This is a genomic window from Mucilaginibacter sp. RCC_168, assembly GCF_041355315.1.
Lineage (GTDB): Bacteria > Bacteroidota > Bacteroidia > Sphingobacteriales > Sphingobacteriaceae > Mucilaginibacter.
Genome location: NZ_JBFUPN010000014.1, coordinates 84459 through 98494, shown reverse-complemented (window position 1 = coordinate 98494; position 14036 = coordinate 84459). Strand labels below are relative to the sequence as shown.

The 14036-nt window shown below is 42.6% G+C and carries 11 protein-coding genes; 7 read left to right on the top strand and 4 right to left on the bottom strand.

All coding sequences use genetic code 11. From position 1 onward, the window contains the following. The first annotated feature begins 4 nt into the window (after positions 1-4). A complete protein-coding gene (locus tag AB6735_RS14880; RefSeq protein WP_370996637.1) occupies positions 5-229 on the top strand; it encodes a DUF4287 domain-containing protein in 225 nt (74 codons plus the stop codon). A gap of 1024 nt (positions 230-1253) precedes the next feature. Next, on the top strand, positions 1254-3122 hold the full coding sequence (topB, locus tag AB6735_RS14875; RefSeq protein ID WP_370996636.1) for a DNA topoisomerase III: 1869 nt from the start codon (positions 1254-1256) through the stop codon (positions 3120-3122). Positions 3123-3700: 578 nt separating this feature from the next. Here the strand turns inward: topB and AB6735_RS14870 are convergent. The 4 genes from AB6735_RS14870 to AB6735_RS14855 form a co-directional block, all read right to left on the bottom strand. Beyond that, positions 3701-4702 (bottom strand): NADP-dependent oxidoreductase, encoded by a 1002-nt coding sequence (locus tag AB6735_RS14870; RefSeq protein WP_370996635.1) that lies wholly within the window; start codon positions 4700-4702, stop codon positions 3701-3703. A gap of 21 nt (positions 4703-4723) precedes the next feature. Beyond that, a complete protein-coding gene (locus tag AB6735_RS14865; RefSeq protein ID WP_370996634.1) occupies positions 4724-5491 on the bottom strand; it encodes an SDR family oxidoreductase in 768 nt (255 codons plus the stop codon). Between the two features lie 24 nt (positions 5492-5515). Continuing rightward, positions 5516-6328 (bottom strand): SDR family NAD(P)-dependent oxidoreductase, encoded by an 813-nt coding sequence (locus AB6735_RS14860; RefSeq protein WP_370996633.1) that lies wholly within the window; start codon positions 6326-6328, stop codon positions 5516-5518. Between the two features lie 165 nt (positions 6329-6493). Further along, a complete protein-coding gene (locus AB6735_RS14855; protein WP_370996632.1) occupies positions 6494-7084 on the bottom strand; it encodes a TetR family transcriptional regulator C-terminal domain-containing protein in 591 nt (196 codons plus the stop codon). 150 nt (positions 7085-7234) lie between these two features. Here AB6735_RS14855 and AB6735_RS14850 point away from each other — a divergent pair, with 150 nt between their 5' ends. The 5 genes from AB6735_RS14850 (at position 7235) to AB6735_RS14830 (ending at position 14015) form a co-directional block, all read left to right on the top strand. After that, complete coding sequence (locus AB6735_RS14850; RefSeq protein ID WP_370996631.1) at positions 7235-8413, top strand: alpha/beta hydrolase-fold protein; 1179 nt, start codon at positions 7235-7237, stop codon at positions 8411-8413. Positions 8414-8526: 113 nt separating this feature from the next. Further along, positions 8527-9858 carry a hypothetical protein gene (locus AB6735_RS14845; protein WP_370996630.1) on the top strand — a complete coding sequence of 444 codons (1332 nt, stop codon included), beginning with the start codon at positions 8527-8529 and terminating at the stop codon, positions 9856-9858. A 166-nt stretch (positions 9859-10024) separates the two neighbouring features. Beyond that, a complete protein-coding gene (locus AB6735_RS14840; protein ID WP_370996629.1) occupies positions 10025-12427 on the top strand; it encodes an ABC transporter permease in 2403 nt (800 codons plus the stop codon). 359 nt (positions 12428-12786) lie between these two features. Beyond that, positions 12787-13389 carry a phosphatase PAP2 family protein gene (locus AB6735_RS14835; RefSeq protein WP_370996628.1) on the top strand — a complete coding sequence of 201 codons (603 nt, stop codon included), beginning with the start codon at positions 12787-12789 and terminating at the stop codon, positions 13387-13389. Between the two features lie 146 nt (positions 13390-13535). Next, complete coding sequence (locus tag AB6735_RS14830; protein ID WP_370996627.1) at positions 13536-14015, top strand: hypothetical protein; 480 nt, start codon at positions 13536-13538, stop codon at positions 14013-14015. Positions 14016-14036: the final 21 nt, after the last annotated feature.

Here is a 14036-nt window from a genome sequence, read left to right as displayed (position 1 = left end):
GCACATGTCATTCCAAGCATACCTTACCACCATCAAAGCCAAAACCGGTAAAGACGCAGCCGATTTCAGAAAACTGGCCGAAGAAAAGGGTTATACCCAAAACGGCGAACTCACCGCAAAAGCCGGCGATATTGTAAACTGGCTTAAAACCGATTTTGAGCTCGGTCACGGCCATGCTATGGCTATTTACGCTTTACTCAAAGGCATCAAGAATGAAAGCAGCCAATAAATGGCTATCATTATATTCCAACCTTATCACCCCATGCCCGCGATTTTTCGCGGGCATTTTTTATCGTAAAACTTTTTAAACCTTAAATTTTAACACTTTTCGGACGAAAAACGGGGTAAAAACGAGTCAAAAATTATTCAAAACCATCGATTTTAACACTTTTTAACAAATTCAAACGCGATTTTGAGTGGTTTTTAAAACTTTAAAAGTATTAATTTACCGATTATCAAATAACTGCATACAAAACAGTTGGTTTTTTGGGTTCTTTTTCCCTTAACCAAACAGCCCGGTTTTCTCTTTTTTGAGGAGAAAAAACCGGGCTGTGAATGTATATAAAGATACCGAAAATTGGGAAGAATAACAAGGGGTTTCTGCCTGACTCTTCTCTCCACACGTCATTGCGAGGTACGAAGACAACCGACCGGCTCATTAATACCGACAGAAAACAATCAAAAGATTAATAATCCCCGATAGGCAGGTCCGCTCTGTAAGTAGGGGATTGCCACGTCGTTCCTCCTTGCAATTGACGTGATTTGATATTCTTTTCCCCGTCAGCAGAACAGCTTCGGGCGAAAGCAGGCAGAACAATGATGGGCTGTGCAGCTGTAAGGGCATTGCAAGTTTTGCAGAAGAGGTGGAATTGTGGTTGCGAAGCAGGGCAAATAATTGCAGCCCGTGGTTCTGTCTGATTTGCGGGGCAAAGGCCATGTGCGGCAAGAAGCATTTTCTGCTGACAAGTCTTTTGGTTACTTTGTGGCTACAAAGTAACTGGCTTCCCGCGGCCAAGAGCGGGTATACGCCATGCAAAGTGGCTCTGTACAGCATAGAGATTGCTTCGTGCCTCGCAATGACGTTTTTTTTAAAAAAGCTCCCTCTTTCCGCCGAAGGCGAAGAGAGGGTGGTCGAGCGAAGCGATGACCGGTGAGTCGACCCTTCCTCCCCCCTTTTTTCCACATTCATTGCACCAACCGCCCGGTTTATCTAACTTTCGCCCCTCAAATTAATTTTGAGCGCCATCCTGTACATGAAAGTTATCATTGCCGAAAAACCATCCGTAGCCCGAGAAATTGCCAAAGTATTTGGCGCTACCACTAAAAAGGATGGCTATATGGAAGGCAAAGGATATACGTTTACCTGGGCCTTTGGTCACCTTTTGCAATTGGCACCTCCGCAGGAGTATGGCTTTTATGGCTGGAGCGTTCAGAATCTGCCTATGCTGCCGCCTAAGTTCAAGCTCAGCATCCGCAAGGTGAAAACCAAGGATGGTATGGTGGATGATCCCTCGGTAAAAAAACAACTGGATACCATTAAGGCACTGTTTGATGAAGCTACCGAGATTATTGTAGCAACGGATGCCGGGCGCGAGGGTGAGCTCATCTTCCGCTATATTTATTATTACCTCAAATGCAAAAAGCCCTTTAAAAGACTCTGGATCTCGTCGCAAACGGATGAGGCCATCAAAGAAGGCTTCCGCAACCTGAAACCCGGCACCGATTATGATACGCTTTTCAATTCGGCGCATTGCCGCTCCCAGTCGGATTGGCTGGTGGGCATGAATGCCACACAGGCCCTCAGCATTTCGGCAGGAACCCGGTCGGTGCTATCGCTGGGCAGAGTACAAACCCCTACCCTCGCCATGATCTGCTCGCGCTACCTCGAAAACAAGAACTTTGTGCCGCAGCTGTATTACCAGGTAAGTATCCAGGTAGATAAGGACGGACAAGTTTTCAGGGCCATCTCCATCGAAAGCTTTAAAACCACCGAAGAGGCACAAGCCATAGTAGATAAGGTAGAGGATGTACCTTCGGGCTTTCCGAATGGCGGGCATATTTTGAGTGTGGAGGCTAAACCCCGCAAGGAGCCACCTCCGCTGCTGCATGATTTGAGCAGCTTGCAGCAGGAAGCTAATAAGCGCAAAAGTTTTACGGCCGACCAAACCCTTGGCCTGCTGCAAACGCTGTATGAGGGCAAACTGGTTACCTATCCGCGTACCGGCAGCCGCTATATTGGCGACGATGTATTTGCTACCGTACCTGCATTGATAGAAAAATTTAACGAGCACCCCGAATTTGGTAAACAGGCCGCTTTTTTGGCTACGGTAAAGCTCAATAAACGCAGTGTGAACGCCAAAAAAGTAACGGATCACCACGCCATACTACCTACCGGCGAAAAACCCTATCAGCTTTCGGGCGATCTGCAGGCTATTTACGACCTGGTAGCCGCGCGGATGCTGGAGGCTTTTCACCAGGAATGTATTAAGGAGATCACCAAGATCACTGTACAATCGGGTTCGTTATTTACGGCCAGCGGAACGGTGATCAGTTCGGCCGGATGGCGTTCGGTGTTAAACGACCCCGACGAGGAAAAGAAGGATGAAGAAAACGCGAGTCTGCCTAAAGTTCTGCAAGACGAGCGCCTGCCTGTCCCCGAAAAAGCCCTGCTCGAAAAACAAACCAAGCCAAAACCGCTATACAACGAAGCTTCGCTGTTAAAAGCGCTGGAAACCGCAGGTAAAGAAATTGAGGACGAAGAGCTGCGCTACGCCATGAAGGATAGTGGACTGGGTACACCGGCCACCCGTGCATCCATCATTGAAACGTTGATTAAACGGGATTATATCATCCGCGAAAAAAAGAACCTGGTGCCAACCGCTACCGGGCTCAGCGTATATAATGTAGTAAAAGATCAGAAAATAGCCCAGGCTGAACTGACCGGCAACTGGGAAAAACGCCTCGAAGAGATCCGCTCGGGTGCTTCGGTTGATGATTTTCAGCAGGAGATCAAAACCTATACCCGCAACATCACCCAGGAACTACTGCAAGCCGGCAAAAGCCTGATGGCTCAACGCAAGGAGGCAGCTGCAGCCCAGCCCGCTCCAAAGGAGAGGGAGTAGGGAAATTACCTTCTCAGTTATCATCCTGAGCGCAGCGAAGGATCTATTGTTGAACAGGCAAGTAGCAGAACAGATGCTTCACTCCATTCAGCATGACAAAAGTTGTTTTAAACAAGATTTCCAGTTCCCTCCCCACGGGCTACTGTGTGGACACATCTTTTCAATGCACTAATAGTTAAAAAAAGCTGCTCCAGAGGAGCAAAATGTCGGTAGCAATAATAAAAGTTAACCTCTTTTAGTGCCATAGGTACTACACTAACCGACTTAGGGTCTATTAATGCATTATTATTTGCCCCACGAAGTTAAAAAGTGACGTACCTACGGCACGTAAAAATTTCTTTTGATCCTTCTTCTACCGACATTCAGCCCCTACAGGGCACATTAAAAGATGTGTCCACACAGTAGCCCCACGGGAGGGGTGCGGTTGTCAGGGAGGTAGCAGGGAGGGGTTTATACAAGCGACTGAATTGTCTGGGGATGAAACCCCTTCCTTCCCCGAGGGAAGGAATCGCACACACCCTTGCTTTAAAAATTGTTCAAGCGTCCATCGTTGTCATCCTAAACGAGGTAAGACCATCTTACTTCATTTTTACAACAACCTTTCCTTTAGCCCTGCCGCTTTCAACATAAGCCATTGCTTCTTTGATCGATTCAAACGGAAAAACTTTATCTACAACCGGTATTATAGTACCAGAATTTATAAGATCTGTAATTTCCTTTAACTGCTGTCCGTTTGCTTTCATAAATAAAAAGGAAAAGCCTACTTTAAGCTGTTTTGCTTTTTTCCTTACTCCCGAGCTCAGCAAGCGCATAATTAATTTAATGTACCACGGGGCTCCTATTTCTGCTGCAAAATCCGGATCGGGCGGGCCCGAGATCGAGATGACTCTTCCACCTGGTTTTAACACGCGCAGTGATTTTTCGAGCGATTTTTCGTCCTGGCTATTCAGAACCAGGTCGTAACCATGCAGAACTTTCTCAAAATCATCTTTTTTGTAATCGATAACCACATCGGCGCCCAGGCTTTTTACTAATTTGGCGTTAGCTGCGCTTGTAGTTGTAGCCACCGTAGCACCCAAATGCTTTGCCAACTGGATGGCAAATGTACCTACGCCACCGGAGCCTGCCTGAATGAACACTTTCTGTCCTTTCTTAAGCTGTCCTTTTTCAATCAATGCCTGCCAGGCGGTGAGGCCTACCAGCGGGATGGATGCAGCTTCTTCCACGCTTAACTTTTTTGGCTTAAGCGCTACATCAGTTTCCTTAACAGCAATAAATTCCGCAAATGTTCCGATGCGATGATCTGCCGGTCGTGCGTAAACCTCGTCTCCAACTTTAAATTGTTGCACCCGGGTTCCAACTTTAGTTATAACACCTGCCACGTCATGGCCTAAAACAAATGGTGTTTTATACGGCAAAATAAGTTTGAACTCTCCGTTTCTGATTTTGGAATCCAGCAGGTTTATACCGGCAGCATGTACTTCCACCAATACTTCATCTGCTTTTAATTCGGGAACGGGTATTTGCCCTATCCTACCGCCATCCTTACTTTTATATTTATCTATAATAAATGCTTTCATTTTTTATGGTTATAGTGGTTTTTAAGAGGCTATTACCTGGTAACTTTTCTTAGGGTTAGCCAAATTAAAAATCAATTTCGGAAAAATCCGGTTGAGGATATAAGCTGTTTTGGTATCACCTATACGGATAGTAAGCTGATCTTTTTGAAGGCCGGCAATAAACGCTTTCACCATATCTGCCGAGGTCATTTTTTTGCCGTTCATGTCAGTTGTCATTTCTGTGGCAACAAGCGGAGGTAAAAGTTCAAAAACCTTTACGCTGCTGTTCAAAATTTGCAGGTGCTTTCTAAGCGCTTTGGTGTAAAACTGCAACGCTACTTTGGATGCCGCGTAAGTAGCTTCCAGCAACGATGGAACATAGCTCAATAACGAAGTGGTGTTGATGATCGCGCTTTCTTTTCTTGATTTCAGCATATCTATAAACAGGTTGTTAAGCCGGATCACACCCAGGTAGTTGACGTTCATTTCGTACGCCGCGTCATCAAAATGCCGACCGTTTGCCGTTCCGAGGTTAATCGGATCAGTCAGCACTCCTGCGTTATTGTATAAAATATCTATACCGCCCAGTTGCTGTACCTGGTTGAAAAGCTTTTGCGCATCATCTGCATCTGATACATCACTTTTAATGGCTGTAATTGCCGGATATAGTTTTTTTGCTTCATCTAATTTTCCCTGGTTTCTGCCGGTGATGATCACATTGGCGCCATTGATTAAAAATTGTTTTGCTGATTCCAGCCCGATACCTGATGCACCTCCTGTGATCAATACCGTTTTTCCTTTTAATTGCATTGTTTTATTTCTTGATTGTTAATTCTATTTTGAAGCATAAACCGATTTCAGAATGGATCTCTCGAAAATCTTATATGCGAAATGTTGGAGCAGGAGTATGATCGATGATCCTTTTCCGACAGGGTAACTAAACTTTGGATTTTTTTCCTTCACTGTTTGCAGTAAAGCTGTGATAACCGGAGTAGGTTCGGGTGCCTGATCAAATGTAGTTTTGGTATACGCGGTGACCTTTTGCCTGAACTGATCATAATCTGTGATGGTTCCTGTCGCTACGGTTCCGCTTTCGCCGATACTGGTTTTAAAACTCATCGGCTCAACCATAACTACTTTGATGTTAAACTGGTTCAATTCAAACCGAAGCGACTTAAAATAACCTTCGAGTGCATGTTTGGAAGCCGCGTAATAAGATACATATGGAAGGCCCACTAAACCCAGCAGGGAACCCAATGTGATTATTTTCCCATGTTTCTGTTTTCTGAAATAAGGCAGCAACTCATTAGTTAATTTGATGGTTCCCCAAAAGTTGGTTTCAAATTGCTGCTTGCCTAATGCAATAGGGGTTTCCTCGGCAAGTCCGTTTACTAAGGAACCCGCATTGTTGATCAGCACATCTAAAGTATTGATCTCACTGAACAGCAGTTTGCCAAACGATGCTATGGAATGGTCATCATTCAGATCCAATGGCAGTACCTTAAATGGTAATTTTTCCTGGTGTTTTTCCGGATTGCGGCTTGTGCCGATTACCTGGTAGCCATTTTCGTGGAGCTTGCTGGCAACAAGCAGTCCGATACCCGATGAGGCACCTGTGACTAATACCGTTTTTCTTTTTAATTGCATGATTTTAATTTCTTTTATTAATTCTATTTGGTTTTTATACTTTTTAGTATATTTTACTATAATCCTATTGTTGTCTATTTTACTAACATTTATAAAAAACAATGCTTTATTTTTATTTCTATTTAATATATAATAGACTTTTTAGTATATTATGTATTAAAAAAATTATATTGCATAGCTTTCCAATTCAGCTTTAAGGCTTTTAAGTAAAGCCGCCATTGGCTTTGCTGTATTCATTGCTCGGCACATCACAACCGCCCCTTCAACAGCGGCAACGGCTTTAAATGCATAAACAGCCGAATCAAGCTGATCAGAAAATTCACCGTCCTGAATTCCTTGATTTAAAATATTGACAAATAATTCCTGGCCCTGACGAATGACTCCCGCAATCTTTTCTTTAATAGCCGGAAAGTTATCATCTGATTCTACTGCGATATTAAATATGGGGCATCCGCCTTTAAGGTAAGTATTTAAAGGATCTTTATAAAAATCGAGAAAAGCGAACACCTTGGCCTTTGCGGTTTTACCCTTGCTAATGGTGAGCAGCATTTTTTCACCGTTAGTGTTCAACATGAAATCAACAACCTGCAAGGCCAAATCCTCCCTGTTTTCAAAATGCCCGTACAGACATCCTTTAGTCAGTTTGGCGGCGGCAAGTACATCGTCTATGTTGGCGCCGGATAACCCTTTTTGATTAAAAATAGGGGCCGCTGTTTCCAGAATAAATTGTTTTGTTCTTTCGGCTTTAGTAAGCATGTTCTTTAAATTAACGATACAAAAATATACTAAAAAGTTTATTTTATAGAAAAAATATAGTCTTTCTATTGTTTATGACCCGGAGATGATATTTAATTTACCCGTAATTTTGATTTTCTTTGTTTAAATAATGTAGATAAAGCAAGCCTTATGATGCACGATTATAAACCCATCCGAATTGCTGTTATACTGCTTTTGCTGCTAGCCGGCAGCAAAACCGTGTTCGGTCAAACCGACAGTGTTACGGTGAATAACGATAAAACCCTGGCATTAACCTCTAAAGCGTTAGGAGAAAAACGAACCATCTGGATACATCTGCCAGCCGATTATAATACTACCTCCACTACTTACCCGGTACTGTATCTGTTGGATGGTGACAGTCATTTTAAATATGTTTCGGAGGCAGTTGAATATTTATCGGATTACGACCGGAACAGGATGCCGCAAATGATTGTGGTGGCTATTTTAAATGTAGACCGTACCCGTGATTTTACGCCTCTCCACTCGCTCATTTTCGATGGAAAAGTGGATACCACACGAATGGGAAAAACAGGCGGCGGCGCTAAATTCTTGCAGTTTATTAAAAATGAACTGGTACCTTATGTCGACAATAATTACCGTGTTGAACCGTATCGCATTCTTTTGTCACACTCGTTGGGCGGCTTATTCGCGCTTTATGCCAAGGAAACTGCTCCCGATTTGTTTCAGGCCAATATTATGATGAGCCCGGCAATTTACGGCGACTATACAAAAATTCTGACTGATTTTGCACCGTTCTTGCAAAACCATCCACAATTGAGGGGAAAAAACTTTATCTCGATAGGAAATGAGAACACGCAAAAGGTCGACTCGTTAACACTGGTTTTAAAGAGCAGGGCAAACCCGCTCTTTACCTGGAAATTTGAACAATACCCGGAAGAGAATCATTTCTCCGTTACCTATAAAAGCGTTTATGACGGCTTGCGATTCATTTATAGCCATTGGTTTATTGACTATTATAGTCAGGTTAAAATGTCTATTACGGATATAAACACTCACTTCGGCAAACTATCCGATGAGTTTGGATATACGATGAGCCCAAGCGAAAATCTTTTGAACAATTGCGGTTATCAGCAATTGAATTTAAAAAATATGGAGGAGGCTATCGGAATATTTAAAGAAAACGTACAAAGACACCCTACCTCATCAAATGCTTATGATAGTTTGGGCGAAGCCTATATGAAAAACGGGAACAAAGCATTAGCCATCAAAAATTATAAAAGATCAATTGAGCTAAACCCCGGCAACACTGGTGGGAAAGAGATTTTAAAGCAGTTGGAAAGTAAATAAAACGTTTTTAACTCTGGAAGACTTTCAGTAATAGTTCATGAAATGGCAAAGGTATTACCCATAATTTTGATTTTATTTGTTTAAAGCAAATGCAGGTTATTCAATAATCAAAAATGGGAGCAACTAAACCAATTACCGTTAATGGCCTGTTCAAAAATAAAAGCCTGGCAAGTATTACCTTTTTTACTATAGTTATCCTTTTGCTTTTGCCCAATCTTTTTACTCCCTTAAGGTTAAACACCGATGGCATCCGGTACCTCAAAATCATGGAATATCTTATCGGCAACCTCAATCAAAACAGCGACGCTGCACATGATTTTTTCCCGCATGGTTATCCTTGGTTTTTATTGGCACTCAACAGGCTTCATCTATTAAGTCCCTTATCTATTACTTTTATCAATATAGTATCGATATTGCTGGCTTCATACCTTCTGGCAATACTTTTAAAAATAGAAAACAGCCTGGTTTTTATCGCGCTAATCATGATCTCGGCCATCAATGTAAAACAATTTACACTACCTATAGCCGATGAACTTTTTACACTGCTCTTTTTAACCAGCATTTATCTGTGGACAAGCTTTTTCAAAAAGCACTGGTTCTATATCGTTCCCGCTTTGGCGGCAACCCTGGTTAGTTTATATGTACGCACGGCAGGCATAGCATTGGTTATAGGGATATTATTGTATTGGGTTTATTTAAGCAAGAACAGACTATTCGGGCGAAAAAAATTACTGTTGGTATGGCTGGGCTGCTTTATCATCGCCTTCGCGGCTTTTGTATCTCAACTTCCGCTGATTGAAAAAAGAGTAGCTTATATCAATCAGCTAAACCTGGGGATGATGATGCATCATCCGGCATCAATATTTGAACGCTTAGCCATACATTTTAAAGAGCTTGGCGAAATCATGATCAACATACCGTACAGTAAGCTATCAACGGTGATTAACCCTGCTATGAGTAACTATTTATTGATAGCGACAGGCTTGCTCATGTGTTTTATCCTTTACAAAGTAGTTATAAAGCGACAATTAGTGAATACCCCGGCATTTTGGGTATTTACAATTTACTTGTTGATGATTTTTATTTGGCCTTTTTATGACGCGCGTTTCTTAACCCCGTTGGTATCCTTACTGATTTACTCTGTATTTTATTATTTCGGCACCTTGCTTAAATCGGTATATATCAAATACTGTTATGCTTTCATTTTTACGTTGTTCGGCTTTTTAGGCATTGCTTATTCCGATGCCTTATCATTAAGTAACACGTTTTTTTTAAAACATTATGGCACCGACGCGACATTAACAGATAAGTACAGAATACATTTTAACAACCAGTTGAAAAACACGCCTAATCCGCCGCGTTACAATATTTATACAGATGAGGTTCTGTTTTTATTAGAAAAGTATGATGGCAAACCATTGATACCCAAGGTCAGTATCAATTAAAACCCCAAAACATCATCTTAAAACCGGACGTTCACTGTATCAGAAGCGAACGTTTTTGCCGGGCATCAAAATCACAATATCCACATTATCAATTGTTTAAAAACATGGTATTTATTTGGCTATCAAAAACCCACAATACTATGGTGCTATCTTAATTCATTAAGCTATGCTAAAAAACTACATTAAAACAGCCCTCCGGAACCTTGCCAGACATAAAAGCAACGCGATCATTAACATTGCAGGCCTTACAGTTGGCTTTGCCGCTTTTCTTTTAATATTTCTGGTAGTTCAGTACGAACAGAGTTTCGACAGCTTTCATACTAAAAAAGACAGGATCTACCGGGTAGTGCGGATAGGAAGAGCTTCTGTTAACCCCGAGTATCGCACAGGTGTACCTGTACCGGTAACCTCAACTATACGTACAGAGTTACCGGAAGTTGCTAACGCAGCCGCCATTGTTAACACCGGCGGTCTGCAAGTGATTGTAACACCCAGGGATGGATCTGCACTGAAAAAATTCAAAGAGGCAAGCGGGTTCTTTTTCGCGGAGCCACAGTTTTTCCAAATATTTGATTTCCCCTTAGCCGAAGGTGATATAAAAACGGCGCTTGCAGAACCCAACACAATACTCCTTACCAAGGCCAGCGCTTTAAAGTACTTTGGCAACTGGCAGGGAATTATAGGCAAAACCCTGAAAATGGATGGCGAATTTGTAAAAGTGACAGGCGTTCTCGAGAATCCGCCTGCCAATACCGATTTCCCTATTAAAGGCGTATTATCCTATATTACCTTGTTTAAAGCCGACAATAAAAACTGGGGAGGTATTAATGATGGTAATTATTGCTTTGTGGAACTTGCCAAAAACCACACCGTAAACCAGCTTAGCCGGGCGCTTAGTGGTTTTACCGATAGGCATATCAAACCCATAAACATGGGCTACAATCTTTCGCCCCAGGCGCTGAATGAGCTGCATTATGATGAACGGTATGGAAATTTTACCGGCCGCACTTTTAGCAAGGACCTGATACTGGCGCTCAGCCTTATTGGCTTATTCCTGCTTATTGTAGCCTGCGTAAACTTTATAAACCTTACCGTGGCCCAAGCTGTTAACCGTGCACGCGAAGTAGGCGTAAGAAAAGTTTTGGGCGGCAGCCGTACGCAATTGATATCACAATTTTTAGGCGAAACTTGTATCACCAGCCTGCTGGCCATGCTCATTTCGCTCATTATTGCTGTTGTCACTATCCCTGCTGTTAATAATCTGCTCGAAATTAATCTTAGCGCATCAACCTTATATAGTCCTCACCTGGTCGTATTCCTGTTTGGAGCTTTATTATTGGTGTCATTTCTTTCCGGCTTTTATCCGGCGCTGGTGCTTTCGGGCTTTAAACCGGCAAGTGTTTTAAAGGGCGCCTCGGGTGCCGATCAAAAACAGGGCGTTATGTTCAGGCGGGGGCTGGTTGTTTTTCAGTTTGCGATTGCGCAAACCCTCATCATTGGTACGTTGGTGGTGGCCTCGCAAATGGATTATTTCCGCACGGCAAACATGGGCTTCAGAAAAGATGCTGTTATTTACGCGAGTTTCCCAGGCGATAGTCTCAGCCGCACCAAGGTCGATTATCTTCGCGATCAGTTAGCCAGGATACCCGGTGTTGAAAAAGTTGGATTCAGCATGTTTTCGCCGGTATCAGACGGAGGCGGCTGGGCTACCGACCTCAATAAAGAAGGCCATAAAGGTGTTAATCCGGATTTAATTGTGAACATGAAAATGGCCGATCCCGGTTTCTTCGGCGTGTATAATTTACAACTTGTTGCGGGCCGGATATACTTCGCAGCGGATACCATGCGCGAGTTTGTGGTAAATGAAACCGTAGTCAGAAAATTAGGTATCCAGAATCCCAAGGATGCTATTGGCATGCCTATCAATGTAAACGGAAAAACTTTACCAATAGTGGGTGTAGTGAAGGATTTTCATGCCAATTCGCTTCGCGATCCTATTGATCCGATAGTGATGAGCAGCCTTAAAAACGGGTATGGACTGGCCAACCTTCGGATTGATCTGAGCAAAACAAAATCGATCACCGCTGCAATGGAAAGTTTATGGAACAAGAACTTTCCGGAGTTTACGCTCGAGTACAAATTTATGGATCAAACCATTGCTAATTTTTACAAACAGGAAAATCAGCTTTCGCAGCTTTATACTATATTTTCGGGTATTGCTATTTTCATTTCCTGCCTGGGATTGTACGGGTTGATATCGTTTATGGCTATCCAGCGTAAAAAAGAAATAGGTATCCGCAAGGTGCTTGGCGCCCCGGTAAGGGATATCGTGATCCTGTTATCCAAAGAGTTTACCCTTCTGGTGATCATTGCATTTTTAATTGCCGCGCCTCTGGCCTGGTATTTTATGCACCAATGGCTGCAGGCTTATACTTATCACATTATGATCGGCATATGGTTTTTCGCCGCTACTATTTTGGCATCGGTATGTATCGCCTGGTTAACTGTAGGGTATACAGCCATAAAAGCCGCGTTAGCCAATCCGGTAAATAGTTTGAAGAATGAATAAAAATTCAGGGACTTCCGACCCTACTAAACCGTTATAGTTAGTAATTTTTTTATTAAAAAGATAATTATGGCCTATTGTACTATAAAATTTTTTTATATACTTGCGCCATCTATAAGGTAAGCATCCTGCTTACTTATTGTGATAAGGTTTAGGTTGAAAGTCCCCGGCGGCGAGCGCTTTGGGGACTTTCGTTTTTAAACAGTGTTTCAAAGGTATCTTATACCCATTTTACCCGTATTATCTCAATATTAAGTTTTAAGTTATTTTAACAACAAACCAAGGCTTAATAATGGCTTAAAGTACCTACATTTGAAATAAGCATCTTATATATTTACTGTTATACTAAACCTGCAATACCTATGACGCCGGTCCTAAAAACGTATTTTTTTTGCCTTCTTTTATTATTCATCCTGTTATTTAGCATTCCCTCACAGGCACAATCGGGCCTTCAGCAACTGGACGATCGTATCATGATCGATCTGCAAAATCACCGCACACCAGAACAAACAGGCGTGTTTATGTTTCTGTCGCGTACGCATTTATATGGCGATATTGGTGTTCCGGTAGGTTTGCTGGCAGCAGGCGTGATCAGTAATGACAAACAAATGCGGCAAAATTCCTTATACGTGGCCAGCAGTACGCTGCTATCAAGCGGGCTTACATTTTTGATCAAACATATAGTTAAGCGCCCGCGACCATTTATACAAAATATTAATATTGTGCCGGTTTACCGGGCTGGTAGTACCTCTTTCCCATCGGGTCATACTTCCAGCAGTTTTGCTACCGCTACCGCCTTATCCAGGGCATATCCTAAATGGTATGTGATAGCGCCTGCGTTTTTGTGGGCAGGCTCGGTAAGTTATTCGCGCATGTACCTGGGTGTACACTACCCTACCGACGTTGCCGCAGGCGCTGCGCTGGGTGTGGGATCAACTTTTATATTGCAGTCATTAAAAAAATAGCCGCTGGTTTATAAATTGTTTTACCCATAAAGAAAACAACCGTATGGCGAGCTGCGTAGAAATACGGTATAAAAATTTCAGGTACTTATACGCTTAGCTACTCCATTGCCATCCTATACATTTGCTATATAAAACTAAACACTACCATGGAAGACATCCAAACCCTAAAATTTTACTGGTTAAAATACGAGATCAGCGCTATCCAGACTTTAATCAACAACTCGCCTGGCATCGACTGTTTTGTATTTTCATACTTTTTTGCCAACACTACCGACGAAAGCACACCATTGCAATTGATATCATACGCACACATATCACCGGCTAACCAATACAGCAGCTATTACGATACTTTAGCAATTTATGACTATAGCGCACTGGATTTGGCCGGTCCGCTAATCATGAGCAATAATGTGATATCACTTGCTGATATGTTATTGCTCATCAACACCCCTGATCCTGATGGAGACAAGCCTGACTATCTGGTATTTAAGCCAGATACCAATGATAGCCGCAACGTTTATTACAATGTTGATCGCTACAAAAGGACCGGCACTGGTGATGTACACCAGCCGGATCCCACTGCCCCGATCAATACTAACCCATCACCACCAGCAACCATTAATTAAACCATCTGACCATATTCCCGA

Excerpts from the sequence above, each read along its gene's own strand:
- AB6735_RS14880 (WP_370996637.1), top strand. The coding sequence starts at position 5 with ATGTCATTCCAAGCATACCTTACCACCATCAAAGCCAAAACCGGTAAA.
- topB (WP_370996636.1), top strand. The coding sequence starts at position 1,254 with ATGAAAGTTATCATTGCCGAAAAACCATCCGTAGCCCGAGAAATTGCC.
- AB6735_RS14870 (WP_370996635.1), bottom strand. The coding sequence starts at position 4,702 with ATGAAAGCATTTATTATAGATAAATATAAAAGTAAGGATGGCGGTAGG.
- AB6735_RS14865 (WP_370996634.1), bottom strand. The coding sequence starts at position 5,491 with ATGCAATTAAAAGGAAAAACGGTATTGATCACAGGAGGTGCATCAGGT.
- AB6735_RS14860 (WP_370996633.1), bottom strand. The coding sequence starts at position 6,328 with ATGCAATTAAAAAGAAAAACGGTATTAGTCACAGGTGCCTCATCGGGT.
- AB6735_RS14855 (WP_370996632.1), bottom strand. The coding sequence starts at position 7,084 with ATGCTTACTAAAGCCGAAAGAACAAAACAATTTATTCTGGAAACAGCG.
- AB6735_RS14850 (WP_370996631.1), top strand. The coding sequence starts at position 7,235 with ATGATGCACGATTATAAACCCATCCGAATTGCTGTTATACTGCTTTTG.
- AB6735_RS14845 (WP_370996630.1), top strand. The coding sequence starts at position 8,527 with ATGGGAGCAACTAAACCAATTACCGTTAATGGCCTGTTCAAAAATAAA.
- AB6735_RS14840 (WP_370996629.1), top strand. The coding sequence starts at position 10,025 with ATGCTAAAAAACTACATTAAAACAGCCCTCCGGAACCTTGCCAGACAT.
- AB6735_RS14835 (WP_370996628.1), top strand. The coding sequence starts at position 12,787 with ATGACGCCGGTCCTAAAAACGTATTTTTTTTGCCTTCTTTTATTATTC.
- AB6735_RS14830 (WP_370996627.1), top strand. The coding sequence starts at position 13,536 with ATGGAAGACATCCAAACCCTAAAATTTTACTGGTTAAAATACGAGATC.